Origin of the sequence: Novipirellula artificiosorum (assembly GCF_007860135.1) — a bacterium.
Taxonomy (GTDB): domain Bacteria; phylum Planctomycetota; class Planctomycetia; order Pirellulales; family Pirellulaceae; genus Novipirellula_A; species Novipirellula_A artificiosorum.
In genome coordinates this window covers 181,353-207,262 of the sequence record NZ_SJPV01000011.1, presented here as the reverse complement: position 1 = coordinate 207,262, position 25,910 = coordinate 181,353, and the positions used below count along the sequence as shown (strand labels likewise).

The window sequence follows — 25,910 nt, the reverse complement described above, 5'->3', positions numbered from 1 at the left end:
TTCATGTTTGGTAAACGACGCAAAATCGAAGAACAGCCGATCGACTGGCCGGGCTTGCTGTCGTTACTTGAAGACGACGACCGACGGGCCGCGGCACAGTGCAGCTTCCCCGCCGAGTCGCGCGAGAGCTACTTGGCATCGGTTCGGCGGGTCGACGCCTCGGTGGTCCACGACATCCTTGCCTGCGGCCGACAAGTGCATTCCGCATCACAATTGGTCAATTGGCCTGTCGTCGCGGTTGCAGGAATGCTCAATAGTGGCAAAACGAGCTTGGTGGCGACCTACCTGAGCGAAGCCGGACGAACGCGAACACTTCGCGGGCCTAGTAATGATCAAGGCACACATCGCTTCGTGTTATGGCTCCCCAAACAATGGCAACAGGACGCCGAGCTTTGGGGACTGCTGCTCAGCCGCATTGGCGACGCTATCGGCAATCCCCCCGAGATGTTGGCGGAGGACCCGCGTGACGCTCATCGCCAATACAACAATCAAGGTGGCAATGCGGATTCACTCGGCGTCCCTCTGATCGCTACCGATTCGGGTTTGGACGAAGCGGGAGTTGGGTTGTTGGATTGCCCTGACATCGTTTCGGACGAAGCGTTCGGTCTGGGATCCCCTGAGATCCGACGTGAGTTGTTGGGACGAGCCGCGGCGCTCTGTTCCGCTTTTTTGATCGTCACATCCGCTGAATCGTCTCGCGATGCAACCCTTGGTGATTTACTGCGAATTGCATCGGATCTGATGCCGGGAGTCCCGAGGATGTTAGCGGTCAACAAGGTTCGCCCTCGGCAAACACCGGATCAAGTGTACGAAACGTTCTCGTCGCTAAGCAAAACGTACGGCATTGAAACGATCTATGCAGCCTACGACTTTGACGTCCCCGCAAGCCGTCCGTTTATTCCGACCGTCGATGAATCCACCCCATCAGTCGCAATCGACCCAGATGCGGAACTGTTACCGGTGTTCTTTTCCGTGACATCGAATCCCGACAACAATCCGCCAGCGGCCATTCCCAAGGAACGCTTGCTACAAGCGCTACCGAGTCGGCTAGATCGAGCACAACTGTTTGAGAAATTCCGAATTGCCTTGCAATCGAGTCTGCGCGCGGTGATTTGGAACCGTGGGCTGACCCTGATCGATCAAGATGCGGACAAGTCGATCGCGGCGACGACGAAGGCTCAACATTGCTTGATGCAGGCAGCGCTCGAATTCTTTGCGCATCGCCAGGTCGGTGGCGAAGTGATCGAGTTAAGATTGCACCAATCCGAACGCATCGTCCGCCAGCTTTCCGAGTCGTTTGCAATCACGGCGCCCTGGTACGCTCGTTGGGGAGTACGGATGAATGCGAGGATGCGGCGGATACTTGGCGGTGCAGGAGATTTCATTCGCCAACTGACTCCGTCGGCGCTCGCACAACGAACGGCAACGGAGATCAAGGATAAATTCCGTCGTGGCGAGTACGGTGGATTGATGACACCGGAACGTTTGAACGTCGCGATCGATCGGTTCGGTGGCACCAGTTCGTTACCCCATTGGTTTGGCGACGAAGTCGATCCGGATATCAAACGGTTGACGGAAGCATCCGAAGCAGCGATCTCGCGGTTTGGACGAGACGACTTCACCAGCCTCGACCCACGAAGGCTCGATGAAGCCGTTCGCCAGATGTGGGCCGAGGTTCCCATGCACAAGAAATTGGCTGCGGGATTGACGCCGCTGGCGGCCATGTTGGCAGCATTTGGCGGTGTGTTGATGATACCGATCGACTTTGGTGGAACCATGGTGCTTGCATCCGCATCGATTCCCGAACTGTTTGCCGCCCTCGGCTTGACCACGTTATCCGCACTCTGGGCCGGTGGTGCGAACACCCGAAACGTGGGCCAACAAGCGGCCAAGCAACAATTGGCCGACTTTCATGCAGCACTGAGTGATTCGCTGGGTGTCAACCGACTGGAAGAACCCGTCACCATCAAAGTCAGCCAGTCGAACGTGACCCTGCCGCTTTCTCAGATTGTTCGTCGAGAGGCGGTCGGGCCAACCTTGGCAGTGTATCGTATACGAGACGAGTTTCGAGAAGAATTGAAGCAGCGTCTGCCTCGTAGTGAAGGTTCTGCTCGTGCAACCTAAATCCAATCATGTCCCTCTGGATTCCATCGACTCAACCGGAGAAGACCGATGGACCCATCAACCGGGGGATCATTTCCTGCGCCGCGTTCGACAGAGTGCAAGCCATGTGCTGGCCGACAGCCCGGCGGGGCGTGAGGTACTCGAGCTTTGCGATGAACACGCCGAAGCGAGACGCATGATCTTGGAGGATCGCAACCGGGGTGCAACCGTGGTGGCGATTGTCGGTGCGACCGGACAAGGCAAGTCGTGGTTGGTGCGTCAAATGGTACGCCAATCGCCTGTCGCAGCATCGATTCGCAGCGGTAACAACGTGGACGAAGCCACCGAGAAATTGGTCTGGATCGGCCCGAGTCCACCCGCCGATTTGGATTCGCGATTCGAACTGTACTTGCATTGCGACGCGAAGCACATGCAACCGATCGGGATGCCCTACATGATGGTCGATGCGCCGGGAGCGACCGACGATCGTCAAAAGATCGCGGCCGTTGCGGCTCGAGCGATATCGCTCGCGTCCGCCATCCTGCTGGTCGTGCGCCGTGATCAACTTCGCAGCCAATCGGTTGGCATGTTGGCCGAAGCAAGTGAGGGCAGCGTGGTCATCCCGCTCGTCAACGCCGTTCGAGACCACGACGATTTGCTTGACGCCGACATGGAAGCTTTTTCGCGACGGATGCGAGAATTGGCGCCCACCAGCATGATCGCCCGACCGATCGTGATCGAAGACTTTGAAATCGAAGGGCGCAGCGAATCCAAGGTTGCAGCCGCGGCTGCGGAAGAGATCGGATCACGATTGGAAACGGAACTCGGTCAATTATGGGAAGGCGACCGGCGCCGCAGCGCTCGTTTGTCAGCACTCGACGCTCGCTTCCGAAACGCACTCCATGGCGTGATGAGTGACCAGTTGCCTGGGTTAACCTCGGCGGTACGACGGATTAACCGTGAAGCGAGGGAAATCCCGACGCAGGTCGCCGAGACACTCGTCGGCGGTGGTGGCCCGTTGCGCGCGGCGGTACGAGCGAGGCTGCGGCTTGCACTGCTGGCGGAAACGTCCGCCATTTGGTTTCCCTATCGATCCCAGTTGGGGTTATTGAATCTGACTCATGGAGCATGGGACCGAGTGATGATCTCACTGTCGGGTTCCCTGCCGTCATTGATCGGCGCGGTCTGGACCAGCACCAAGAATTTGACCGCTCAACAAGGTGCCGAACAAGATATTCGCGAGGGCCTTCGTCAACGCAGCGCCGCAGCCGTTTCGGATCGACTCGGCCCGCTCGCTTCACGTTTTCGTAGCGAGTTGGCAGATTTACGCAAACAGGGCTCCCCTTCGGCGTCCGCGACACCCACGCTCGACGACGATTCGCGGACTCAGGTCGCCTACTTAGGCGGGATCGATTCGCTGCAGGAGATGTCGCAGCGGATTTTTGACGAGGAGGTCGAACGCGTGTCGATTTCGCGGTTCACCGCTTTCCTGTTCGCCTTGATCGGTACCATGGTGTTCTGGGGGTTGATGGCAGGCCCCGTGGTCGCGCTTTACCGAGGCTACTTCGACGCCAGCTTCATGACGCTGCGGAATTTGCAGGGGGATCTCGAGAGCTTCCCACGCCCTGACTTGGCGATGATGTTGACCAGTCTGCTCTTGTCCTTGCTTCCCACCGCAATTTTCTCGATGCTGGTCCTGTCCTACTCTCAAGGCCGCCGGCGAGTTCAAAGGGCAGAGGAAGGAATTCGCGGAAAACACGATTTCGCCATTAGCCATCTTCAAAAACAGGGGGTGTTGCGTTTACGCTGGGAGGATCCCCTCTTGGCCGATGCCGAATTTTTGCTGTCGGTCGGCGCCGCCGAAAAATCGGAGAAGGAATGAACATGGATGTCACGCTTCACTCGATCCGCATGGTCGCAGTGCTGGCCCAAACAAACCCCAACGAATCACAACCGTCGCCACCCGAGCAAGCCGGGCTGTTCGAGATTGTTTTTAGCGGTGGTGTCGTGGGGTTGATGATCCTGCTTGTCCTCGTTGCACTCAGCGTCGCAGCGGCCTACTTGGTGTTTGATCAACTGATGACGCTTCGTCGAACGGAAATTCTTCCCGAAGGGGTCAGTGACGCCGTTCGGCAATCGTTGCTCAACGGCCGACCTGCCGAGGCCGATGCTGCGTGTCGGCGTCAGCCGAGTGTATTGAGCGTGGTACTCTTGTCGGGGCTGACCGAACTGGAGTTTGGATGGCGCGAAGTTGAAAAGGCGGTCGAGGATTCGCTCGCCGAACAAGCCGCGCGTTTGATGCGGCGAATCGAATACTTGTCGGTGATCGGCAATATCGCCCCAATGGTGGGGTTGCTTGGCACCGTCACAGGGATGATCTTTGCCTTCCAGCAAGTCGCAACCACTCGCGGCGCCGCCGGAGCAGGAGATCTGGCCGAGGGAATTTATCAAGCACTCGTCACCACCGTTGGTGGTTTGGTCGTTGCCATTCCAGCGCTCGCTGCCTATGCGATTTGTCGAAATCGCGTCGATTCGCTGATCGCCCAGGTCGCCTATCAGGCACAACATGCATTGGCCCCCATTAAGCGACGCCCCACGGCACGAACGAGGCAACCGGCGCCGAAGCCTGGGCCCAGGCCACCAGGCGGCAAACCCCCCGCCCCTCCTGAGACGGGACGCTAACCCATCCATATTGACGTCGAAGCCCTAGTGCATCATCCCGTCTTGCTTTTGGGGTAGCGGAACTCGCCAAAATTTTAGGCCGTCCCCGGAATCACCACTTTAAACCATCCTTTACCGTCATGATTGCTTCGAAACGATTCTTCCCGTTTGGGGTCACACTCGGCTTGGTCACCGCCATTTCGATCGTGGTCGCACAACCACCCACCATGAATCCGGCACCCACCATGAATCCGGCACCCACCATGAATCCGGCACCCACCATGAATCCGGCACCCACCATGAATCCGGCACCCGCAGCAGCCACCATTCCGGGACCTCTTGAGCCTGTGATGCCAGATTTGCCCGTGATGCCAGATTTGCCCGTGATGCCAGAGTTACACGGAGCCGCAGACAAAACGGAAGACCCGATCGCCAAGAGTTTTGCTGAAGCCTTCGTCGCTCAGGACAGCGTTTTGGACGGATCGTCATTGGATCCGAATCTGGATATTTATGGCAATCCCGTTGTCAAACAAGGCTCTCAGGAATCGGTCACGCGACGCGCGCGAGCGGCCGAATGCTTGCTGAAGGCTGCACGCTTGCTCGAAAAATTGGACTCGGACAACGAATCAACGGTCGGGCTGGTTAAGGAAATGAGGCAAGAAGCGGTCAGGATTTTGGAATAGGCCCTCAAACAGGCTTCGCCCTTTTTCGACTGGCGATGTATAATCGTCAGAACTGCACAAAACCCTGGGTCGTCCGACGCGGGGTAGATGCGTCCTGAGAGATTGTTTGTCGCACGAGTGGACCGTCAAGGTTAAAACTGCGAGTTGGGACGTAGTGGACTTCGCCAGAAGCCCCTAAGAACATTTGAGTTACGGATTTCTGGCGAAATCCACTACCCTAAAATTCAATGCTGAAGGTCCACTTGCCAAGACAGTCATCAGGCTGCCCTTGCCCAATTGCTGTTTCTTTTTGTCCCCCCTCCTAAAACGGTTTTCTACCGCTTCTTCTGTTGTCCAAATCCACCCCCACTGCTGCAAAAAAACGGCCTGTCGTTCGGCTGATCCTTAGCGTTCTTGTTCTGCTTGTTGGCGGAGCGGTTTTCGCGGACTACTGGTCAGCAAAACCACTCGGAATCGACCCCACGTTCGTCGGTCGCGCCGCCTGTATCGATTGTCACCAGCAAGAATCCGAGCTTTTTATCGGCTCGGACCATGACATGGCGATGGACCTTGCGACCGAAGAAACGGTCTTGGGCGATTTCAACGATGCGACCTTTGAACACGACGGACTGGTGAATCGGCTATATCGGGATGGCGAGCGGTTCATGGTTCATACCGAAGGCGAGGACGGGCAAATGCAGGACTTTGAAGTCAAGTATGTGTTCGGCATTCGGCCACTGCAAAACTACATGGTTGAATTTGATCGGGCCGAAGACCAGCCTGCGGATGAAGTCGCTCGAGTTCAGGTACTACGAATCACCTGGGATACCGTCAAAAAAGAATGGTTTTACCTCCGTCCGCCAGACGTCCCTGAGAAGTTGGAACCGGATGATCCGCTGCATTGGACCGGTGTCGCCCAACGCTGGCAAACCATGTGCGCGGAATGCCACTCCACCAACCTGCAAGAAAAGTTTGACCCCAAAACCGCTCGCTACCACACGACCTATTCTGAAATTGACGTCAGTTGTGAAGCCTGCCATGGTCCTGGCAGTTTGCATGTTGAATTAGCCAACAACAAGTCGATCTTTTGGGACCGAAACTATGGCTACGGACTCGCAACGTTGAAGGGCGAAGACAGCCATCCACAAATCGAAACCTGTGCGCCATGCCACAGCCGTCGCGGTGTACTCAACGAAAGCTTTCGACCAGGCGACAAGTACCACGACTTCTACAACTTGGAACTACTGCAACCGTCAACCTATTACGACGACGGCCAAATCAAAGATGAGGTCTATGTGTATGGATCGTTCATCCAAAGCAAGATGTTTCACCAAGGGGTTCGCTGCACCGATTGTCACGACCCGCACTCGCTCAAGCTGAAGCATCCTGATAACGAAACCTGCACCTCGTGTCATCAACATGCCGCAGGCAAGTATGACGTCCCATCGCATCATCATCACGATCCCGGTACGCCGGGTGCCATGTGTGTCGATTGTCATATGCCGGAAACATCCTACATGGCGATCGATCCACGGCGTGACCACAGCATGCGGGTACCGCGGCCTGATTTGTCCGTAAAAACTGGGACCCCCAATTCGTGCAGCGGTTGTCATGTGGAAGACCGCAAGGAAAAACTCCCGCAAGAAACTCAGGACCAGTTGCACGAATATGCAAATTGGCTGTTGATGGCCGAGCAGGGCAATCAACCGGTTGCGGATGTGATTGCCGAAACCGACCGGTGGTGCGACGAGGCCTGCGAAGAATGGTACGGCGAGGAACGTTTGACACCTCCACACTTTGCAGAAACCTTGGCAGCCTTTCGCAGTGGGGATGCGAAGGGGGTCAGCAAGATGTTGCGTTTGGTCACTCAGCCGAACGAAAACGCGCCGGAGATTGCCCGTGCAACGGCGCTCGCGGAACTCGGCCAAGCGGGGATCCGCGAAGCCTTGCCCAAGGCGAAAGAGCTCTTGGAGAACGAATCGGAGCATCCGCTGGTTCGGGCTGCCGCCATCGGTGTCTACATGAATGCCACGCCGAAACAAGCCATTGCCGATTTGGTGCCTTTTGCAGAACATCCCAACCGACTGCTTCGCACCGAAGCGGTCCGCGTGCTGGTCTCGTCCGGGGCGTATCAGCAATTGGCAGGTTCGAAACGAACTCAGATTGAAATGGCGACCCAAGAAGTCCACGATACGTTGATGGTTGCAGCGGATCGTGGCGGTGCCCACATGGGCTGGGCGATTTTGCTCGAACAGCAAGGCCGCTACCGCGAAGCCATCGAGGCCTACGAAACCGCCATTCGAGTGGAACCCAAAAGTACCGGCCCCCGAACCAACCTGGCGGCGTTGTTGGAGGGCATGGCGGCTCAAACCCAAGGCCAACAGGCGATGGAAATGATGTTGCGAGCCGAACAACTGCGAAAGCAAGAGTTGCCGCTTCTGGCTCGCGATGCCAAATTGGCCCCCGAAAATGCGTTCGTCCAGTATCGCTACGGTTTGGCCCTTTACTTAAGCGGCGAGTTCGACGCGGCACTCGAAAGACTCAAAACTGCCAGCGAGCTCGAACCCAGCACCGAAGTATTCCAAACGGCCTACGAACTGCTGATGGATAAATTGCAGAAGGACGCACTTCAGAAGCAATAACGGTAATCGGGAATGGCTTCGCGATCCGGCTCGAACGCGACGGGATGTTCCGTGGCAGGTGGTGGAGGACTCTGGATTGCCCGGGAGCGTGTCGGAACGTTTCGCAGCGAATCGCTAGAGCGTCATTTGCTCCGTTACATCGACCTGAGGCGGGTTTGCAAAACCGAAGCGATTCCAGGCGATCGGAACACTGAGCTTCTCCCCATTTCACCGCTGTTCCCCCTCCTCATCGCTCCGCCCATTCCTTCTAATTTGGCAATGTCTTTTCATCGTTGCTTTGTTGGCGGACACGCACGGTCGAAATTCGATTGGATCTACTTTTCTTCTTTTGCGGAACCACGCTGATGCATTCGACTCCCTATACGTTTCGCCACACCAAGATTATCGCCACGGTGGGGCCAGCGACCGAATCGAAGGAAAAGCTCTCTCAACTGATTTCAGACGGCGTCGATGTCGTACGGTTGAACATGGCTCATGGCACCGAGCAATGGGTCACCGATACGGTCCGGCGCATTCGCGAAGTCTCGACGAACGTCGGGCGTCAGGTCGCCGTGATGATGGATGTCAAAGGCCCCGAGATTCGAACCGGGCTTGTCGACCCCGCGGTCGAATTGGTGGTCGGATCGCGGCTTCACCTACGAACACGCGATGAGTTGCCCAGCCCCGCAGGCATCACTTCCGTGACGGTGAACTATGCGGATCTTCCCAACGATGTCGAGGTCGGCACCGTGATGCTGGTGGACAGCGGGCTACTTCGATTCCGAGTCCTTGAGAAAGATCAACATACGGTTTTGTGCGAGGCTTTGACGCCGGGCGTTTTGCATTCGCGCAGACACATCAATCTGCCAGGGGTGAACGTTGGCTTGCCGTCCTTGACGGATAAGGATCGAGCCGATTTGCGTGCAGGGATCGAAGCTGGAATCGATTTCGTCGCCTTGTCCTTTGTGCGCGAAGCCGCTGACGTGCGCGTGCTAAAGACCTTTTTGCAGGAACTGGGATCGCGAGCCCGTATTGTTGCGAAAATCGAAGATTCTGCGGGTGTTCGGAACATGGTCGAAATCGTTCGTGAGGCGGATGCGATCATGGTCGCGCGCGGCGACCTGGGAATCGAAATCGATTTCCACAAATTGCCTTTGGTGCAAACGCAATTGGTGGATGTGTGTCAGGCCGAGGGAAAACCGGTGATCATCGCGACCCACCTGCTCGAATCCATGATCCAATCGCCGATGCCAACGCGAGCCGAGATTTCGGACGTCTGCAATGCGGTGCGCGAACAAGCCGACGCGGTCATGTTGTCAGGCGAAACAACGGTCGGTTCCTACCCGCTCGAATCCGTCGGAGTGCTGAAGTCAATCATTCGAAGCACCGAACCAACGCTTCGATGTGAATTGAACGACACGATCGCACTTCGAACGCCCAAGGCAAAGATGCTTCGCGCTGCGGCCGTCTTGGCGCAAGACTTGGGCCAATCCGGCATCGTCGTTTTTACTCGCAGCGGATTCTTGGCCTATGTGCTTGGTGCCCTCCGCGCTCGAGGCATTCCGATCTACGCCTTCACGGACGATGAGACGCTGTTTCGCCAACTGTTGTTGCCCTGGGGCGTTGAACCTTTTCTGATGAAGTTTTCTGACGATCCTTCCGAAACGATCGCCAACTCGCTGGAAATCCTCAAAGTCAAGAAGTGGGTCGCCGAAGGAACGTGGTTGGTCGTGATCACCAACGCATTGTCCGACGATTCGATCGTCGACTCCTTGCAGCTACGCCAGGTGGAATAGGCAGGACGTGGCCCATTCCGCGATCCAAGAAAGCCCCGCAATTGGCACGATTGTGCTAGTTCACGGCACGATCGTCAAGGTTATCACCCATCCCTGGAGGGTATCTTGGTCAATTGTTGTCATTGGCCCCCTACTTTGTTGGGGGACAAATCATTCGAGCAGCCCACGGAAAAGGTTTCAGGACATGACGCGCACCGCCAACCTTGATCACGCTTACCAACTTGCCCGCGAACGATACGAATCACTCGGCGTCGACGTCGACGCTGCGCTTGATCGACTCAAGACAATCCCCATCTCGTTGCATTGTTGGCAGGGCGACGATGTCTCTGGATTCGAGGGAACCGGCGCGGAACTGGGCAGCGGCTTGGCAGTCACGGGCAACTATCCCGGACGAGCTCGAACCCCGGACGAGCTCCGTCGTGACTTGGAAATGGCCTACTCGCTGATCCCCGGAACACATCGTTTGAATTTGCATGCCTCGTACGGCGAATTCTCTGGGGCCGTCGACCGTGACCAGGTCAGCCCCGAGCACTTCCGCGGATGGATCGATTGGGGAAAGCAACAAGGCGTGAAGTTGGACTTTAATCCCACTTACTTCTCCCATCCCAAAGCGGACGACGGTTTTACGTTGTCCCACGGCGACCCTGGCATCCGTCAATTTTGGATCGATCATGGGATCGCGTGCCGAAACATCGCGGCGGAAATGGGAAAAGCTCAACAATCTCCCTGCGTCAACAACATCTGGGTTCCGGATGGCTACAAAGATATGCCGGCGAGTCGCAAGCTGCCGCGGGCCCGATTGGCCGAGTCGCTCGATGCGATCTTTGCGGAAACCTTGGACCCTGCCTGCGTGCTCGACGCCGTCGAATGCAAACTATTCGGGATCGGTTCGGAAAGCTATGTGGTCGGATCTCACGAGTTTTATCTCGGTTATGCGATTTCTCGGCAAAAACTGCTCTGTTTAGACGCTGGCCACTTCCACCCGACCGAAGTGATTTCGGATAAGATCTCGTCCGTACTGATGTATGTACCTGAATTGCTGCTGCACGTCAGCCGCGGCGTTCGTTGGGACAGCGATCACGTGGTCACGTTTACCGACGAGTTGCAGGCGATCATGCAGGAGATTGTTCGAGGTGATTTCATCGATCGGGTTCATATCGGTCTGGATTTCTTTGACGCCAGCATCAATCGAGTGGCTGCCTGGGCCATCGGGACGCGAAACGCGGTCAAAGCCATGCTGGTTGCCTTGTTGGAACCGACCGAAAGGTTGCAAAAGTTTGAGTGCGAAGGGGACTTCACGTCGCGTTTGGCATTAATGGAAGAATTGAAATCGATGCCGTTCGCGGCGGTTTGGGATCAATACTGCGAGAGCATGGGGGTCCCCGTTGGTATCGAGTGGCTCGAAAAAGTTAAAGCCTACGAAACGGCGGTGCAATCCGTCCGTGAGTCAGAACCGGTTTAGCATCACGCGGCTTTTGTTCGTCTTTCGCTCGATGCTTAGCGAGCCGTTTGGTTCGCGAGGATCGGTTTCACGAAACGTGGATTTAGCGATGACTTGGTTTAACGCTTAGTTAGGTTTAACGGTGAGAATGTTTGATGAGTGAAGAGCATACCGAAAACGGAAACGACGCCGGCGGCGAATTTGAACGCGAGCGGGTTCCCGACCGAGCCTTGCTCGGCGCAGGCAAATTCTGGGGCATGTACGCGGGCGAACACGCCGCGGGCACCGAATTCATGATCGGACCGCTGTTCTTGGCGGCAGGTGCGAGCTTGCAAGATTTGATCTTTGGGTTGCTGCTGGGCAACGTGCTTGCCGTCTTGACGTGGCGTTTCCTCGTGACGCCCATTGCCATCGGCAAACGAATGACGCTTTACTACCAACTGGAACGGATCGCCGGCGGTTCGCTGGTGAAGCTCTACAACGTCGTCAACGGTGTGCTGTTTTGTTTCCTTGCCGGAGCGATGGTGACGGTGTCGGCCAGCGCGGTGGGCGTTCCGTTTGGGATCTTCTACGAGGTCCCCGAATCGACCTTCGCCTTGGGTGCACCCTCGTTTACGGCGTTGGTCATTCTCGTTGGCGTTGTGATGGCGGTGATCGCTGCAGCAGGCTACCAGATGGTCGCGCGCGTTGCGAATATCGCAGCGCCCTGGATGATTTCGATCTTTGCGGCTTGTGGCATCGTGTCGCTTGTCCAGATGGATGCAAACAGCTTTTCCGCTCTATCCGAAGGCAAATTCTGGAGCGACGCGATTGCGTTTGTGCAGGAAGAAAAAGGGGTTCAGGAATTCAGTTTTTGGCAGATTGTGGTGTTCGCTTGGTTGTGCAACGGAGCGATGCACTTCGGAATGGCCGACCTCTCGATTTTCCGCTTCGCCCGCAGTCCGTCATCGGGCTGGGCACCCGCGATCGGAATGTTTTTGGGACACTACATGGCCTGGATTTCGGCAGCGTTACTGATGGCGGCACAGATCAAACTATCACAAGATGCCACTCCAAACCCAGGAGCCTTGGCTTGGGGGGCACTCGGTTGGACAGGGATCATCTGTGTGGTGATCGCAGGTTGGACCACCGCAAATCCGACGATTTACCGAGCCGGATTGGCATTCCAAGGGGTATCGCCAAAGAGTTCCCGTATCGCGATGACGCTGGTGGCCGGAGCGGTCGCCACCACGGCAGGCGCGTTTCCAAAGCTATCGGAGCAACTGCTCGACTTTGTTGGAACCTACGGGACGGTACTGGGACCGATGGGGGCCGTGGTTTTCGTCGACTATTACTTGCTCAAGCACTTTGGGTTACAAGACGAATATGCGATGCATCGAGGCAAGAAAGTCAATGTCGCCGTGCTGATCGCTTGGGTTTTGCCCGTCACGGTTGGGCTTTACTTGATTTTTTGGCAAGACCTGTTCGCGGCGTACGCTGTGATTCCGTGCTGGGTTGCGTGCGGGGCGATTTATCTCGCACTGAGCAAAACCGTTCAATCTCCAATTACTGAATAGGCGGGTATCTCCATGAAGTCATCCTATCTCAAGGTACTATCGGTTGTTGCGTTGTGTGCAACCATCCTCCCCTGCCTGCTGTATTTCACCGGTGTCATCGGCCACAGCGCCGTGACGCTGATGGCGCTCGTCGGCACGATCATCTGGTTTGCTTCGACCCCGTGGTGGATGGGGCGTGAAGTGCGAGTCGATGCGAAAGAAGTTGAGATCTAGAAGTCTGTCAGCACTCTATTTTAGGGTAGTGGATTTCGCCAGAAATCCGTAACTCAAATATTCTTAGGGACTTCTGGCGAAGTCCACTACGTCCCAACTCGCTGTTTATACTTGACGGTCCACTGGGGGCTCACGCGACTCGTGCCGCAACGCACCGATGGTTCCCGTATGCTTTGGGGCGTGCGGGGGGAGCCCTCGCCATGGTGACCTGACGACATACCGTCTGCTGGAAAAAATAGACAGCGTTACACTCTGAGCGGCGTGGCGTGAAAAACGGGCTCCCTGACCGTTGGCCTTGTGCCTACAATCCTGGTATGCCCAACAAACGCAATCAGGACGCAAATTCCCTCTCGGTGCCTCGGCCGTCACGGCGGCTGAGTCTACGCGAGTTTATTGGGCTGGTCACGATCTTGATGCTGGTTGTCGGATTCGCCATCACCATTGCCCGTTTGAGGGCGAGCGAGTCCGAGTTGTCACAGCTTCGAGCCGAACACGGGTACCTGGCTCCTAGCGACGAGGGTCAAGTCGCAGCGTCACGCGCACCGTCGGACCAGCCGCTCACGTACCGAGCCAGGGTGCGGGTTCCGAAAAAACCTCGCTACCGCGTCTGCTACAGCACCCTGTGGCCACAAAACGCTGCACACCCCAAATGGTTCGCGGCACTCGATTTGCCGCCCGGTGAGTCGGTTCTGACCTTCACCATCGAGCCCGATCAACGCGATTCGAAATGGAAGATCTCGGCGATCGCGCGGAGCCCGTTGGGGACCAAACGAATCGCCACGACACTACCGAGCGAACAAGTCTCGATTTTGCGTTCGTCCAAAGACGTGATTCGAGCGGGGATTGGGTTCGAAACCGTGCTGGCGGAAAAAAATCAGACAATTCGGCTCTTGGATGAACGTTGGCTGGTCGGCGAGGGAGGCGTTTTTTTGTACGGTGATAGGCCCCCCGAAGCGGACCAAGTCGGCGTCTTTGCTGAGTTGCAAGTCGATCAGGGACCGATTTGATGAAAGTTTCAGCAAGCCCCCCATTCCCTCTTTCCTTTCACCCTTGATGCTCCTTTTCCCATGCCACGTGATTTCCTGAAAGGTGCCGCGGACCAATACGATGTCGTGGTGATCGGCAGCGGACTTGCCGGGATGACCTCCGCAAATATCCTTGGCCGCGCCGGCCATCGCGTGCTGTTACTTGAACAGCACTACAAACTGGGTGGCTTGGCGACTTGGTTCCTGCGGCCCGGCGGGCACATTTTCGATGTTTCCTTGCACGGCTTTCCCCACGGGATGATCAAATCGTGTCGCCGTTACTGGAACCGCGATATCGCTGACCGCATTGTCCAGCTGAAGAACATTCGCTTCGACAACCCGCAATTCTCGCTGACGACGACCTTCAATCGCGAAGACTTCACTCGTTTGTTGACGACAAAATTTGGGCTCCAACAGCAAACCGTTTCCGACTTTTTTGATACCGCTCGAGGCATGAATTTCTATGATGACCAACAACTGACCACGAAACAACTATTCGATCGGTTCTTCCCTGGCCGAGACGACGTGGTTCGGTTGTTGATGGAACCCATCACCTATGCCAATGGCTCGACCTTGGAAGACCCTGCGATCACGTATGGCATCGTCTTCAGCAATTTCATGAGCAAAGGTGTCTTCATTTACGAAGGCGGCACCGAGGATTTGGTTGCTCGGATGAAGAAGGAGTTGCAAGCCAACAACGTCGACGTTCGCATTCGTTGTGGCGTGGACCGCATCAACGTTCGTGGTGGCCAAGTCGAATCGGTTGAGACCCATGGCCGAACCATTCGTTGCCGAGCCGTGGTCAGCAATGCGAACTTGAAAACAACGGTCTTGAAGATGCTGGACCCAAACCTGCTCGACCGGGACTTTGTCGATCGCACCGAAGACGTACGGCTCAACAACAGCAGCACGCAAGTCTACATGGCACTCAAAGCAGGTGAGCAAATCGAGGAATCGAGTGGCGATTTGTTTTTCACGAGCACGGCGAAGGAGTTTCGAACGGACTTGCTGCTCAGCCGCGACATCACCAGCCGCACCTTCAGTTTCTATTACCCACGGACGCGACCTGAGAAAAAGGAACGTTTTGCGATTGTCAGCAGCACGAATGCGAATTGGTCGGATTGGGCTGATCTGAACGAGACGGATTACGACGCAAGCAAACAGGACCTGATCGAAACGACCCTCGATGCCCTGGAGAAGTACCTACCAGGCATTCGCTCGAAAATCGAGTGGGTGGAAGCTGCGACGCCACGAACGTTCAACCACTACACGCTGCACGAGCAAGGCGCAAGTTTTGGGACCAAATTCGAAGGACTCGGCATCAGCCGCGAGCTGCCGCAACAAGTTGGCGGGATGTACCACGCTGGCAGCGTCGGCATCATCATGAGCGGATGGTTAGGTGCCATCAACTATGGAGTGATTGTCAGTAACGAAGTCGACCAGCAACTGCTCCGGACAGCGGCATCGGTCTAACGGTAAAACGCCACGGCGAAGGCGATTTACGGCGCAACGTCCTTGATCACTTCGCCCATCAAATAGCTCTTTAGACTCGCGATCAATTGGGCGATGCAGGGATGAAGTGCTCGGCTGCGACGGTCCCGGTTTCGAATCGGCCGAACGACCACATGCACCTTGGTTCCATGCCATTTCCGACTGGGCATGCCCGAACGATCATTGCGTTGCTGTTCGCTGAGGGTCAATTGGGCGTCGAGCGTGATGTAGTGGTCGATGCGGCGACGTCCGCTGGTGGTGCAGACGGCATTCACCTTGAGTGACACCTGGTTTTCGGTGACGCGGATGATCTCGGCATCATGATCGGCAATGAAGCCTCGTAATTTTTCGATCGCCAAATCAACCGGTACCGGCGTCAAGATATCGACTTCGCTATTTTGGCGACTTACCCCATGGTCAAAAAATCCAAACCAACCACGCTTCGGCGTTTCCGCTCTCAGTGACGGGCAGTTGCCAGCTCCGAGCTGAATGACGCGATTTCGCCCGTTGTCCTTTGCCTTCAACAGCGCGCGGTCGGCTCGGGCCAGAATGGTCTCGGGGGAGTCGCCCGCTTGGAATTCCGTCACGCCAAAACTGGCGGTCACCGGCTCGCCACCAAGGCTTGGCAATGGCGTCTGCTCGAGAGCCGCTCGAATCACTTCGGCGCGTTTGGTCGCGGTTGCATTGTCACAGTTCGCGGCAATCAAAAGGAACTCTTCGCCGCCGTAGCGGGCCACGACGTCGGCTTCACGACTGTGGCTTTCCAAGATCGAAGCAAAACGAATCAGCGCCTCGTCCCCAGCCGGATGCCCGTGTACGTCGTTGACACGTTTGAAGTGATCGATGTCGCAAATGATCAGACTGAAGGTTTCTCCACCCTCTGCGGTTCTTTTCGTCGATGCGGCAAGCTGATCGTCAAAGTACGAGCGATTGTAGATTCCGGTCAAAGAATCCCGAGTTGTTTGATGGTGTAGCGATTCAACCTTTTCTTCAAGGGATGCTTGGTCACTGAGATCGCGAATGACAATCACCGAACCAAACGAGGTTCCCGAGTCGCTAATAACCGGCGAGACTTGAACATGAACGGGAACCGGGGACGACCCTGGTTTTTCGAGCAACATTCCTCGGCAAACGGATGCTCCTGTGCGGAGACATTCGAAGACGACGCAAGCGTTTTCTTGCCGCGATGCATCTCGCTCACGGAGCCGGATGCTCTCATCACACCATGACTTGCCCAGCATCGCATCGGCCGCAATCGAAGTCACCCGTCGCATCGCATCGTTCCAGCGAGTGATCGTTCCTTCGTTGTCGGTAAACGCGACACCGTCTCGGAGCTTTCCGGTGAGATGATTGAGGAAGTAGGACTCACTTTTGGCGTTCGGATTGATCGCCTCGTTGAAATCGTTCGTCGTCGACGTCCACAACGAGGTGTTCGGATCCCCTTGAAGCTGCTTCAGCCATCGATCGGCAACGATTCCATGCAGCATCTCAGGACGGTCTTCGAGCATGCGACTGAAATCGATCACGAGCTCGGGGTCAAACTGAGTGCCGCTGGACTGGGACAATTCCTGCACCGCGCGTTCCCGGCTCATCGCACTTCGATAAACATGATCGGTCGTCATCGCATCGAATGCGTCGGCGATCGCCAGCATTCGTGACCCAAGCGGTAAAGCGTCGTGACGTGGCCCGTCTTCGTATCGCCGACTATCGAACCACGTATTGGCGTGAAGGACGATATCCAACAATTCCGCATCATCGGTGCAACCGCGAAGGATCTCGCAGCCGAGGCGTGAACAACAATCCATCGTCAATTGCTCTTCAACCGTCAACTTGCCGGGCTTGCGAAGGATTCGATCGGGAATCCCAATTTTCCCCAAGTCATGCAATAATGCCGCCACCTCAATTCGGTCCCGTTGAGACTCTTGCAGTCCGAGACGATGGGCCCATGTCGAGCAAGACAGCGCAACGCGTAAACTATGGGCCGCAGTAGCGACGTGTTTGGCTCGCAAAGAATAAAATAGCGAGGTCGCAATCCCAAGCCGGACCATCGCCAACCGGTTTTCGAACTTCAAGTCCACCGATTTGGCATTGGGATTCTCTTCGGCTGCGGGCGCAGCTTCCCGCAAACCCTCCAGCAATCTGCTGATCTGGTTTTCGTTCCCTTGCGAGTCCTCAAGCGACGAGGCGGACGGGCCAACGACAGCGGTGGGAGCGAATGCGACGGTGGGAGCAAGGATTTCGGTCATTCGAGCTTCATGGGGACGCGTGCGATGAAGTGCTGTTAGAAAAACTTAGGTTGGGAAAAGGTGCCTCGTTGGAACCGCTACCGCAAAACCCCAGGTTTTTTTCACGAAACACTCGTGCCACCACACGAGTGGACCGTCAGCATTCAATTTTAGGATCGTGGATTGCGCCAGAAATCCGTAACTCAAATGTTCTTCGGGACTTCTGGCGAAGTCCACTACGTCCCAACTCGCAGTCTTAACCTTGACGGTCCACTAGGAAACACATCACTCCACCCCACAGAGGGGACAGCTAAGAAGGGACTCCTCGCTTCCGCCAGACGATTGCATTTCCGAGATCACCGCAATCTCAATCGCCCTCTGCCGGCGTCCCGATCGAATCTCGACTCGAAACACGCATTCTGGGTGATTTGCGACAAAAATACCGGAGTCCGTTCGGAAGAGTCTTGAGGACTCTACGGATAATGCTTGCGATTCGGGCCTCCCGCACCTACTATTGATTGAGTTGGTGTTCTATTTCATTGTTTCGCTCAGGTGCCGTACTTGTGAGTCTTTCCGAGGTTGACCGTCAGCTTCTTCAGAGGTGCTTGGATCGCGCTCCGCGCGCGTGGCAAAACTTTGCTGATCGATTTCTTGGGCTTGTCGTTCACGTTGCAAACCACACTGCGGCATCACGAGGCGTTTCACTCGATGCATCGACCCGCGATGATTTGGTCTCCGAAGTCTTCCTGCAAATCATTGCCAATGACTTTGGAGTGCTCCGACGTTTCCGTCGCAACTGTTCTTTGGCGACCTACCTGACCGTCATTTCGCGACGCGTCATCGCTCGGCGACTGGCCGCTTCGCAGAGAACTCCGCTGCCGGCGAGTCATTTGGACTCGGTCGCTTCCGGAGGAAATGGTCACCATGGGCGAGTCGAAGCCCAGGCCAGAATGGAGGACCGCGAGCAAGTCCAGCAACTGATGCTTCGTCTTGATCCGCAAGAAGCCAACGTGGTGCGAATGTACCATTTAGAAGGCAAAACGTACCAAGAGATCAGCCAAGTGGTTGGCATGGCGGAAAACAGCATCGGCCCCGTTTTAAGCCGAGCCAGGGCGAAGATGCGTGGCGCCAGCGAAAACCAGTCCTAGCCCGGGGTCCGGGTGACGATCAATCGATCGCTATCGGAATCGGTGACCTGAACCTTCACCAATCGTCCCGTTTCGCTGTGGCAATCATGCCCAGCCCTTTCGACCAACTCCGCAGCGGCATAACGACACGTCGTTCCTCGCAGTAGTTGCTCCCGCTCGATCGAGTTACCGATTCGTACGATCGGCTTTTGCGACTCGGTCAACAGTTCCACCTCCGAACCAACCAAGCTCTTAAAGTAGTTTGCTCGAAGTTGCCGTTCGACCTCTCCCAAGCTTGCGACGCGCTCGCTGCGCAGCGACTTGGGAACCTGGTCCTGCATCTCCGCGGCTGGCGTTCCACGACGTTGGCTGTAGGGGAACACGTGGATCTTTGAAAATCCAGCATGGCGGCATGTTTCGAGCGTCTGCTCAAATTCAGCCTCCGTTTCGCCAGGAAAACCGACAATCACATCGGTCGAAATAGCAGGACGATCGATTGCTTCACGAAACAACCGACAGCGATCAAGAAACATCCTCGTTCCCCAACGCCGCCGCATCCGGCGCAGCACCGAATCGCTGCCACTTTGCAGACAAAGATGCAAATGAGGAACGATGCGATCGCCATGATCCTTCATCACCGCAATCAATTCACGGGTCACTTCCGTCGCCTCAATGCTACTCAATCGAATCCGAAAATCCCCCGAAAGCTGACAAAGTCGGCGTAACAAATGGGTCAAGCGAATCCACTGCGGCTTGGGCTTGTTGCGATTCCAATCGACACCGTAATGTCCGAGATGGATGCCCGTAAGAACCACTTCGCGGTGCCCCGCATCCACCAACCGTCGCACTTCCTCAACAATGTGTTCCAGTGGACGACTCTCCAACTTCGGTCGCACGTAGGGGATGATGCAGTAACTGCATCGCAGCAGGCACCCGTCTTGAACTTTGACATAAGCCCGATGTCGACCGGAAAAACCATCTAATCCCGTTGGGACGTCGACCACGCCAAATCGACTCAGCAAATCGGGAATCTCTCGCTTGTCGGTGACCACCTCGGTCACTCCTGGCAAGGCGCCGACCTCCTCGGGAGCACGCGTCGCGTAGCACCCCATCACCACGATTTTCGCTTGCGGATTTTGCCGGGCCAACCGTCGGACAATCTGACGGCTCTTTGAATCCCCTTCGGCGGTGACGGTGCAGGTGTTGACGACGCAGACATCTGCCCGCTCGGAGTCGCTGCAATCGGTAAACCCGATCCGCTGGAGTCCCTGACGAACCAATTCCGTTTCGTACTGGTTGACTTTGCACCCCAGCGTTGCAACTCGAAGCTTTGCGCTCATTCAACAATCATTTGGGTCGCCCTGTGACAAAAACCGCACAGGGCTGGGAAGAAACGCGGGCACGTTGGGCACGGCGGTCAGCAGACGTCGGACCTGCCGCGAGGAAAAAAGACTACTCGTTGACGGGTTCGATCGTCGCCGACATGCTGCCCTTGCAACGCGCGATCAATTCGTCTTTTCCAAAAGCGTGAATTTGGTCTCTCTTAAGTTCCGCGTGCTCCAACGTCGTCGTCAAACAAACCGCCTTACCCGAGGCATCCACTTCCTTGGCGATTTGGAAACCGGTCTCGATGGGATGGCGGAACAGACTCTTCATCATCAGCACCACATAATCGTAGCTGTGGTCGGCGTCGTCCCACAGAAGCACGCTGTAACGAGGCTGCTTCTTGGTTTCCTGCTTTTGTTCACTCGCGTACTTCGGACGAGCCACTTGGGGTTCGGTAATTTCCGGCTCAGCGACTGCTGCTTGATGATCTGCCATTGCTGACCATACTCCTTGAAAACTAAATAGAATTGTCTTGGTTGGGACCGATTCCAATTGGGCAGAAACGGCGGCAACCTTTGGATAAGAGGGAAGGACGTTTTCGTCTTTAACGACTCAGCCTATATTGTAGCGCACGCGGGTTCCGATCGGCAGGGCTGAATATCAGGTTTTTAACCCTGATACCGCCAGAATCGGCCCTTCTATGGTAACCTTTACCGGCATCCGACGCCTTCCAAATCAACCCAATCCGGACGAATGACATCTTCTAACATCTTAGACGCTTTAGACTCGGCCCAAGATCGTCACCTGGCTGAGTTGATTGAGTGGTTGAAAATCCCTAGTGTTAGCAGCGATTCGACGCGAAAAACCGAGACCGCCGCCGCCGCCCGCTGGGTCGCCGACAAGCTGCAAGCGTCGGGCCTTGCTACTGAAACCATGTGCACTGATGGCCATCCTCTGGTGCTTGCTGAAACCCCCGCGATTTCTGGGGCTCCGATCGCGCTCGTTTATGGACACTATGATGTTCAGCCGGCCGAACCGTTGGAGGACTGGGTTTCAGGAGCCTTCGAACCGACGATTCGTGACGGGAATCTGTACGCCCGTGGCGCGACCGACGACAAGGGCCAAGTTCTGACACACATCCAAAGTGTCTGCGATTGGATGGCGACCGGGCAACCGCTGCCGCTACAAATCAAATTTCTGATCGAAGGCGAAGAGGAGGTCGGCAGCGGGAATTTGGAACGGATGATGCCCAGCCTACGTGAGCGTTTGGCCTGCGATTGCGTCGTGATCAGCGATAGCAGCCAGTATGCCAAAAACCAGCCAGCCATCACTTACGGGCTGCGAGGCATTGCAACCTACGAGTTAAAAATCCAGGGCCCCACTCAGGACCTGCACAGTGGTTCGTTTGGGGGTGCCGTGATGAACCCGGCCATCGCACTGTGTCATTTGCTGTCGTCGATGGTCGATGACGGCGGGCGAATTCAAATCGATGGCTACTATGACGACGTTGCCCCACTGAGCGATGCAGAACGCGCGGCCTGGGCCAAGTTACCTCAATCCGACAAGCAGTTCGCCAAGGAAGTCGGCGTCGATGCGTTGTTTGGCGAAGCGGGGTTCACGACCGACGAACGACGGTGGGGACGTCCGACCTTCGACATCAATGGTCTCACCTCAGGCCATCAAGGCGAGGGAGTCAAAACGATCATTCCCGCAACCGCCTCGGCCAAGATCAGCTTCCGATTGGTCCCCCATCAAGATCCGAAAAAGCTCACCGAGTCGCTCGAGCGACACATCGAGAAGCACCTTGCCGTCGGAGTGCGTGCGAGCTTAAAACCCGATCACGGTGCCCCCGGCATGGCAGCGGACCCCGAAAGCCGATATGCCAAAGCGGCGGCTCGTGCGATTGAGTCTGCCTTCGGCACGGCCCCCGTCATGATTCGTGAAGGTGGCTCGATCCCCATCGTGATACGTTTTCAAGACGTCCTCCAGTGCGACTGCCTGCTCCTTGGTTGGGGATTGTCCGACGACAACACGCACAGCCCGAATGAAAAATTTTGCGTCCAAGACTACTACCGTGGCATCAAAGCGTCCGCGATGCTTTGGGCTGAACTAGGAAAGCTAAACCAAGCGTAAACATGCTCGACCGAAAATACATTATTCAAAACGCAGAAGCGGTTGCCGAAAATTGCCGTCGCCGAGGTGTCGATTGCGACATCGAAAAAATCGTCTCGCTCGAAGAACAGCGGCTTGCGAAGCTGCAGCTCACTCAAGATCTGAATCGCCAAGCCAACGAGGTCAGCAAGAAGATCGGCCCCGCCAAGGATGCTGCGGAACGCCAGCAATGGATCGAGAAAGGACGAGAGCTGCGTGATCAAAAGGACGCAGCCCAGCGGGAGCAAGACGAGTTGGAGGCTCAAGTGATCGAGCTTCAAACCGTGATCCCCAACCTGACGCATCCCGACGCACCAACCGGTGGTGAGGAAGACGCCAACGAGTTGTCGCTCGGAAAAACGCCGAAGCCTCGCTTTGACTTCCAACCTCTCGATCACTTGAAAATCGGTGAAAAGCACGATTTGTTCGATTTTGAATCGGGCGCTCGGGTGGCCGGGGCCGGCTTCTATTTCTTGCGAAACGCCGCAGTCCGAATCGATTTGGCGCTACAGCAGTTTGCGATCCAGTTTCTCGCCGACCGCGGCTTCACGCCCGTCACGACGCCTGACTTGGCCCTGACCAGCGTGCTGCAGGGAACCGGGTTCAATCCTCGGGGTCCGGAAACTCAAATCTACAGCATCGAGAACACCGAGTTGAACTTGGTTGCAACCGCCGAAATACCACTCGGTGGGATGATGTCCGGGCAGACCCTCGATGTCGAAACCTTGCCACTTCGGCTATGTGGCCTAAGTCATTGTTTCCGCACCGAGGCCGGGGCGGCCGGACGGGCTTCAAAAGGCTTGTATCGCGTCCATCAATTCACCAAGGTCGAGATGTTTGCCTTTGCTGCACCCGACCAAAGCGACAGCCTTCACGAAGAAATGCGACAGCTGGAATGCGAGCTCTTCGATGCTCTGGAGGTTCCCTACCGTGTGATCGATACGGCCAGCGGAGATCTCGGTGGCCCAGCGTACCGCAAATACGATCTGGAAGCATGGATGCCGGGCCGCGGTGAGGGGGGTGAGTGGGGCGAAGTCACCAGCACGAGCAATTGCACCGATTACCAAGCGCGTCGCTTGAATGTCCGATTTAAACGCCCCGGACAAAAAGGAACAGAGTTTGTCCATACGCTCAATGGAACGGCGGTCGCAACCGGTCGGGCCATGATCGCGATCCTAGAAAACCAGCAACAAGCCGACGGTTCGATCAATATCCCGAACGTCTTGCGTCCCTGGGTCGGATGCGATTCGCTCAAGGCATAATCAGGCTTTAGAGTACGGGGCTGAACAACCTGGCAATCGCGGTGCCGACCCGCGAGAGCCAAGGACGCAGTGGTTTCCCCGAACCGTTGGTATGGGTCGACTCCGCAAAGTCGTTTTCCAACATGGTTCGAAATTCATTAATGAACTCTGGATCTTGAATCGCCAACATTAGCTCAAAGTTCAAGTACAACGATCGGTTATCCAAGTTCGTTGAGCCCACCAAGACCAAAGCGTCGTCGATGAGCATGCATTTCTGGTGCATCAACCCTTCTTTGTAGCGATAAACGGGAATGCCAACTTCCGCCAGTTCGCGCTCATAGTAGAACCCCGCCAGATAGACCGGCCATTGATCCGCGACCGACGGGATCAGGATCCGGACGTCCACACCACGTGCGATTGCCATCGAAAGTGCAACCATCGACGCATCATCTGGCACAAGGTACGGAGTCGCGATCCAAACACGCTGACGAGCCGCACCGATCGCTGCGGAGAACATCATCGTCGCTCGCGGCCGCAAATCGGCCGGGCCCGTTGCACAAACGGCTGCCAGTCCAGTTGAGCAGGTCGCGGAATCGCCGGCATCCAGATCCTCACTCCAATCGGCTTCTGGCAGATCACAGCGAGCGGCCCAGTAGTAGTCACCGGCGAAGACCGCTTGGACCTTGCGAGCGACTCTGCCTCGGACCAGAACCGCCGTGTCACGCCAATCAGAAATCCAGCTGGCTTTCCCCACATACTCATTGCCAACGTTCAAACCACCGACAATCGCCCGAAGACCATCAATGACCAACATTTTTCGATGATTTCGAAAATTGATTTGAAAGCGGTTCACGAAACCTTGACGCGTGTTGAACGCTCGCACATCGACCCCCGCCCGGCTCAGCCGAGCAAGGTAGTGCTTTGACAACCGCAAACAACCAACCTCGTCGTACAACAAACGCACGGCCACTCCCGCTTCGGCACGCTCAATCAATGCGTCCGCAAAACGGTTACCCACTTCATCATCGCGGATGATATAGAAAGCAGCATAGATGTAGCGCTGCGCAGTGCGGATCTGCGAGTCCACCTCGTCGAAAAAGGCATCGCCATTGACGATCAATTGAAACTGATTGCCGTGCGATATCGGCGTGTCCAAGACATCCGCAACATGCTCAAGTGGCGAATCGAGCTTCGTCGACTGCGTATCCGTCGGCGTTAGCAATTCGCGACGGATGGCTTTCACTGACATCAGATGTCGCTCACCGGTGTCGCGGATCGCTTCGCGATACCCTTCAAAACGATGTCGCGCAAAAACCCAGTAGAGTGGCAGTGCCAAGAACGGCAAGGTGATCAAGGCCACCACCCAGGCCACGACCGCTTGAGAGGTACGAACGTATCGTAGAGCATGAAAAGCCGACCAGATCGCCAAAACCTGGATCGCCAAGACAACGACCGAAAGCGTCGTGAGCGTTGACCAGTTTCGGAAAAAATCAAGCACGGTTTCCATCAACTCGTTCGCCACCTTCCGCGAAAGCTTACCTCGATCACTATAGCGTAGGCAATTGCGAAAAACGTGTCAGCAACGAAAAACGCCCTCATCCTGAACTCGGAGGTCAACAAGAGGGCGTAGGACCCTTCACCTTCACGGCCAAGCGGTGACCTGACGAATCGGTGGGGGTTTGGAGACCGATGGGAAGTATCACCGATTCGAAAGGGGTCGTAGGGAGCAACCCATTTTGGGTCCCAAGAAACCCTCTCCCAAAGGGCGAGGCAAACCACCCCTCCCGCTTGGAGGTCGTGCAGTTTTTAAGTTGTTGATTGAATAAGACTTACAAGATTTACCTCTCCCTCTGGGAGAGGTCGAGCCTAAGCGAGGGAGAGGGAAAACGGGCTGCGATGACAACATGAAATTCCAGCACTGTTTCTATACCGGCCCTCCCCCTCGCTGCGCTCGACCCCTCCCGCTGCGCGGGCAGGGGTGGTTGGATACCTAAACACTTCAGCAGTCACAACTTAAAAACTGCACGACCTCGGAGATGGGGGGACTGCGTCGCTTGTCCGATTTTTGCGAAGGTGTAAGCTTGCTGAGGCTGTTGCGCACCTAGGTTTTTTGGCTCATCCGGCGGAAGCGTGCGCAGGAGGTTTTCGAGGCATCTCTCCGGTGTCCCATCATTGCTGGCAGGAGCTATTTTCACTTGTTATCGTGCAGTTGCCGGTAGAAACGGAGTCGAGCTCTGCAGAGTTGCAACTTGACAAGGGATATCCCGGTCG

General features: G+C 56.0%; 19 protein-coding genes. 14 read left to right on the top strand and 5 right to left on the bottom strand.

What is annotated here, in order from left to right:
• Positions 1–3 precede the first annotated feature (3 nt).
• Genes Poly41_RS25220 through Poly41_RS25210 form a run of 3 tightly spaced genes read left to right on the top strand, consistent with a single transcriptional unit; the run spans position 4 to position 4,785 of the window.
• Positions 4–2,124 (top strand): hypothetical protein, encoded by a 2,121-nt coding sequence (locus tag Poly41_RS25220; protein ID WP_146530136.1) that lies wholly within the window; start codon positions 4–6, stop codon positions 2,122–2,124.
• Positions 2,114–3,985 (top strand): hypothetical protein, encoded by a 1,872-nt coding sequence (locus tag Poly41_RS25215; protein ID WP_231615918.1) that lies wholly within the window; start codon positions 2,114–2,116, stop codon positions 3,983–3,985. Before Poly41_RS25220 ends, Poly41_RS25215 begins: the two co-directional genes overlap by 11 nt.
• Before the next feature lie 2 nt (positions 3,986–3,987).
• On the top strand, positions 3,988–4,785 hold the full coding sequence (locus tag Poly41_RS25210) for a MotA/TolQ/ExbB proton channel family protein (RefSeq protein WP_231615917.1): 798 nt from the start codon (positions 3,988–3,990) through the stop codon (positions 4,783–4,785).
• A 91-nt stretch (positions 4,786–4,876) separates the two neighbouring features.
• Here the strand turns inward: Poly41_RS25210 and Poly41_RS34360 are convergent, their stop codons facing one another.
• Entirely contained in the window at positions 4,877–5,092 is a 216-nt protein-coding gene (locus tag Poly41_RS34360) for a hypothetical protein (protein ID WP_197231615.1), read from the bottom strand.
• A gap of 22 nt (positions 5,093–5,114) precedes the next feature.
• Between Poly41_RS34360 and Poly41_RS34355 the strand changes: the two genes are divergently transcribed.
• From Poly41_RS34355 to Poly41_RS25170, 8 genes are all read left to right on the top strand, one after another.
• Complete coding sequence (locus Poly41_RS34355) at positions 5,115–5,447, top strand: hypothetical protein (protein ID WP_197231614.1); 333 nt, start codon at positions 5,115–5,117, stop codon at positions 5,445–5,447.
• Between the two features lie 329 nt (positions 5,448–5,776).
• Positions 5,777–8,068: a tetratricopeptide repeat protein gene (locus Poly41_RS25200; RefSeq protein ID WP_315853745.1), complete on the top strand. Its 2,292-nt coding sequence runs from the start codon at positions 5,777–5,779 to the stop codon at positions 8,066–8,068.
• A 344-nt stretch (positions 8,069–8,412) separates the two neighbouring features.
• Positions 8,413–9,843, top strand: a complete 1,431-nt coding sequence (gene pyk, locus Poly41_RS25195; protein ID WP_146530130.1) for a pyruvate kinase — start codon at positions 8,413–8,415, stop codon at positions 9,841–9,843.
• Between the two features lie 184 nt (positions 9,844–10,027).
• A complete protein-coding gene (locus Poly41_RS25190; RefSeq protein ID WP_146530129.1) occupies positions 10,028–11,305 on the top strand; it encodes an L-rhamnose isomerase in 1,278 nt (425 codons plus the stop codon).
• Positions 11,306–11,439: 134 nt separating this feature from the next.
• Positions 11,440–12,840 carry a purine-cytosine permease family protein gene (locus Poly41_RS25185; protein WP_146530127.1) on the top strand — a complete coding sequence of 467 codons (1,401 nt, stop codon included), beginning with the start codon at positions 11,440–11,442 and terminating at the stop codon, positions 12,838–12,840.
• Positions 12,841–12,852: 12 nt separating this feature from the next.
• The gene (locus tag Poly41_RS25180) at positions 12,853–13,053 is read left to right on the top strand and encodes a hypothetical protein (protein ID WP_146530126.1); all 201 of its coding nucleotides are present in this window, start codon (positions 12,853–12,855) and stop codon (positions 13,051–13,053) included.
• Between the two features lie 314 nt (positions 13,054–13,367).
• Positions 13,368–14,060 carry a hypothetical protein gene (locus Poly41_RS25175; protein ID WP_146530124.1) on the top strand — a complete coding sequence of 231 codons (693 nt, stop codon included), beginning with the start codon at positions 13,368–13,370 and terminating at the stop codon, positions 14,058–14,060.
• Between the two features lie 60 nt (positions 14,061–14,120).
• A complete protein-coding gene (locus Poly41_RS25170; RefSeq protein WP_146530122.1) occupies positions 14,121–15,551 on the top strand; it encodes a phytoene desaturase family protein in 1,431 nt (476 codons plus the stop codon).
• 26 nt (positions 15,552–15,577) lie between these two features.
• On the opposite strand, the gene Poly41_RS25165 is transcribed toward Poly41_RS25170, so the two are convergent.
• Positions 15,578–17,815, bottom strand: coding sequence for a sensor domain-containing diguanylate cyclase/phosphohydrolase (locus tag Poly41_RS25165; protein WP_146530120.1), 2,238 nt, complete (start codon positions 17,813–17,815; stop codon positions 15,578–15,580).
• A gap of 542 nt (positions 17,816–18,357) precedes the next feature.
• Between Poly41_RS25165 and Poly41_RS25160 the strand changes: the two genes are divergently transcribed.
• Positions 18,358–18,942, top strand: coding sequence for an RNA polymerase sigma factor (locus tag Poly41_RS25160; RefSeq protein WP_146530118.1), 585 nt, complete (start codon positions 18,358–18,360; stop codon positions 18,940–18,942).
• On the opposite strand, the gene mtaB is transcribed toward Poly41_RS25160, so the two are convergent.
• Both mtaB and Poly41_RS25150 read right to left on the bottom strand, forming a co-directional pair.
• The gene (gene mtaB / locus Poly41_RS25155) at positions 18,939–20,261 is read right to left on the bottom strand and encodes a tRNA (N(6)-L-threonylcarbamoyladenosine(37)-C(2))-methylthiotransferase MtaB (RefSeq protein ID WP_146530116.1); all 1,323 of its coding nucleotides are present in this window, start codon (positions 20,259–20,261) and stop codon (positions 18,939–18,941) included. The two genes, Poly41_RS25160 and mtaB, sit on opposite strands and share 4 nt — an antisense overlap.
• Before the next feature lie 112 nt (positions 20,262–20,373).
• On the bottom strand, positions 20,374–20,742 hold the full coding sequence (locus tag Poly41_RS25150; protein ID WP_146530114.1) for an ATP-dependent Clp protease adaptor ClpS: 369 nt from the start codon (positions 20,740–20,742) through the stop codon (positions 20,374–20,376).
• A 258-nt stretch (positions 20,743–21,000) separates the two neighbouring features.
• Between Poly41_RS25150 and Poly41_RS25145 the strand changes: the two genes are divergently transcribed.
• Together Poly41_RS25145 and serS are read left to right on the top strand one after the other, a co-directional pair.
• Positions 21,001–22,380, top strand: a complete 1,380-nt coding sequence (locus Poly41_RS25145; RefSeq protein WP_146530112.1) for a dipeptidase — start codon at positions 21,001–21,003, stop codon at positions 22,378–22,380.
• 2 nt (positions 22,381–22,382) lie between these two features.
• Entirely contained in the window at positions 22,383–23,660 is a 1,278-nt protein-coding gene (serS, locus tag Poly41_RS25140; protein WP_146530110.1) for a serine--tRNA ligase, read from the top strand.
• A gap of 7 nt (positions 23,661–23,667) precedes the next feature.
• Here the strand turns inward: serS and cls are convergent, their stop codons facing one another.
• Positions 23,668–25,146 carry a cardiolipin synthase gene (gene cls, locus Poly41_RS25135; protein WP_146530108.1) on the bottom strand — a complete coding sequence of 493 codons (1,479 nt, stop codon included), beginning with the start codon at positions 25,144–25,146 and terminating at the stop codon, positions 23,668–23,670.
• Positions 25,147–25,910 lie beyond the last annotated feature (764 nt).

What these genes read in the sequence shown, in the direction of transcription:
- Poly41_RS25220 (WP_146530136.1), top strand. Translation starts at nt 4, where the DNA reads ATGTTTGGTAAACGACGCAAAATCGAAGAACAGCCGATCGACTGGCCG.
- Poly41_RS25210 (WP_231615917.1), top strand. Translation starts at nt 3,988, where the DNA reads ATGGATGTCACGCTTCACTCGATCCGCATGGTCGCAGTGCTGGCCCAA.
- Poly41_RS34360 (WP_197231615.1), bottom strand. Translation starts at nt 5,092, where the DNA reads ATGGTGGCTGCTGCGGGTGCCGGATTCATGGTGGGTGCCGGATTCATG.
- Poly41_RS34355 (WP_197231614.1), top strand. Translation starts at nt 5,115, where the DNA reads ATGCCAGATTTGCCCGTGATGCCAGATTTGCCCGTGATGCCAGAGTTA.
- pyk (WP_146530130.1), top strand. Translation starts at nt 8,413, where the DNA reads ATGCATTCGACTCCCTATACGTTTCGCCACACCAAGATTATCGCCACG.
- Poly41_RS25190 (WP_146530129.1), top strand. Translation starts at nt 10,028, where the DNA reads ATGACGCGCACCGCCAACCTTGATCACGCTTACCAACTTGCCCGCGAA.
- Poly41_RS25185 (WP_146530127.1), top strand. Translation starts at nt 11,440, where the DNA reads ATGAGTGAAGAGCATACCGAAAACGGAAACGACGCCGGCGGCGAATTT.
- Poly41_RS25180 (WP_146530126.1), top strand. Translation starts at nt 12,853, where the DNA reads ATGAAGTCATCCTATCTCAAGGTACTATCGGTTGTTGCGTTGTGTGCA.
- Poly41_RS25175 (WP_146530124.1), top strand. Translation starts at nt 13,368, where the DNA reads ATGCCCAACAAACGCAATCAGGACGCAAATTCCCTCTCGGTGCCTCGG.
- Poly41_RS25170 (WP_146530122.1), top strand. Translation starts at nt 14,121, where the DNA reads ATGCCACGTGATTTCCTGAAAGGTGCCGCGGACCAATACGATGTCGTG.
- Poly41_RS25165 (WP_146530120.1), bottom strand. Translation starts at nt 17,815, where the DNA reads ATGACCGAAATCCTTGCTCCCACCGTCGCATTCGCTCCCACCGCTGTC.
- mtaB (WP_146530116.1), bottom strand. Translation starts at nt 20,261, where the DNA reads ATGAGCGCAAAGCTTCGAGTTGCAACGCTGGGGTGCAAAGTCAACCAG.
- Poly41_RS25150 (WP_146530114.1), bottom strand. Translation starts at nt 20,742, where the DNA reads ATGGCAGATCATCAAGCAGCAGTCGCTGAGCCGGAAATTACCGAACCC.
- Poly41_RS25145 (WP_146530112.1), top strand. Translation starts at nt 21,001, where the DNA reads ATGACATCTTCTAACATCTTAGACGCTTTAGACTCGGCCCAAGATCGT.
- serS (WP_146530110.1), top strand. Translation starts at nt 22,383, where the DNA reads ATGCTCGACCGAAAATACATTATTCAAAACGCAGAAGCGGTTGCCGAA.
- cls (WP_146530108.1), bottom strand. Translation starts at nt 25,146, where the DNA reads ATGGAAACCGTGCTTGATTTTTTCCGAAACTGGTCAACGCTCACGACG.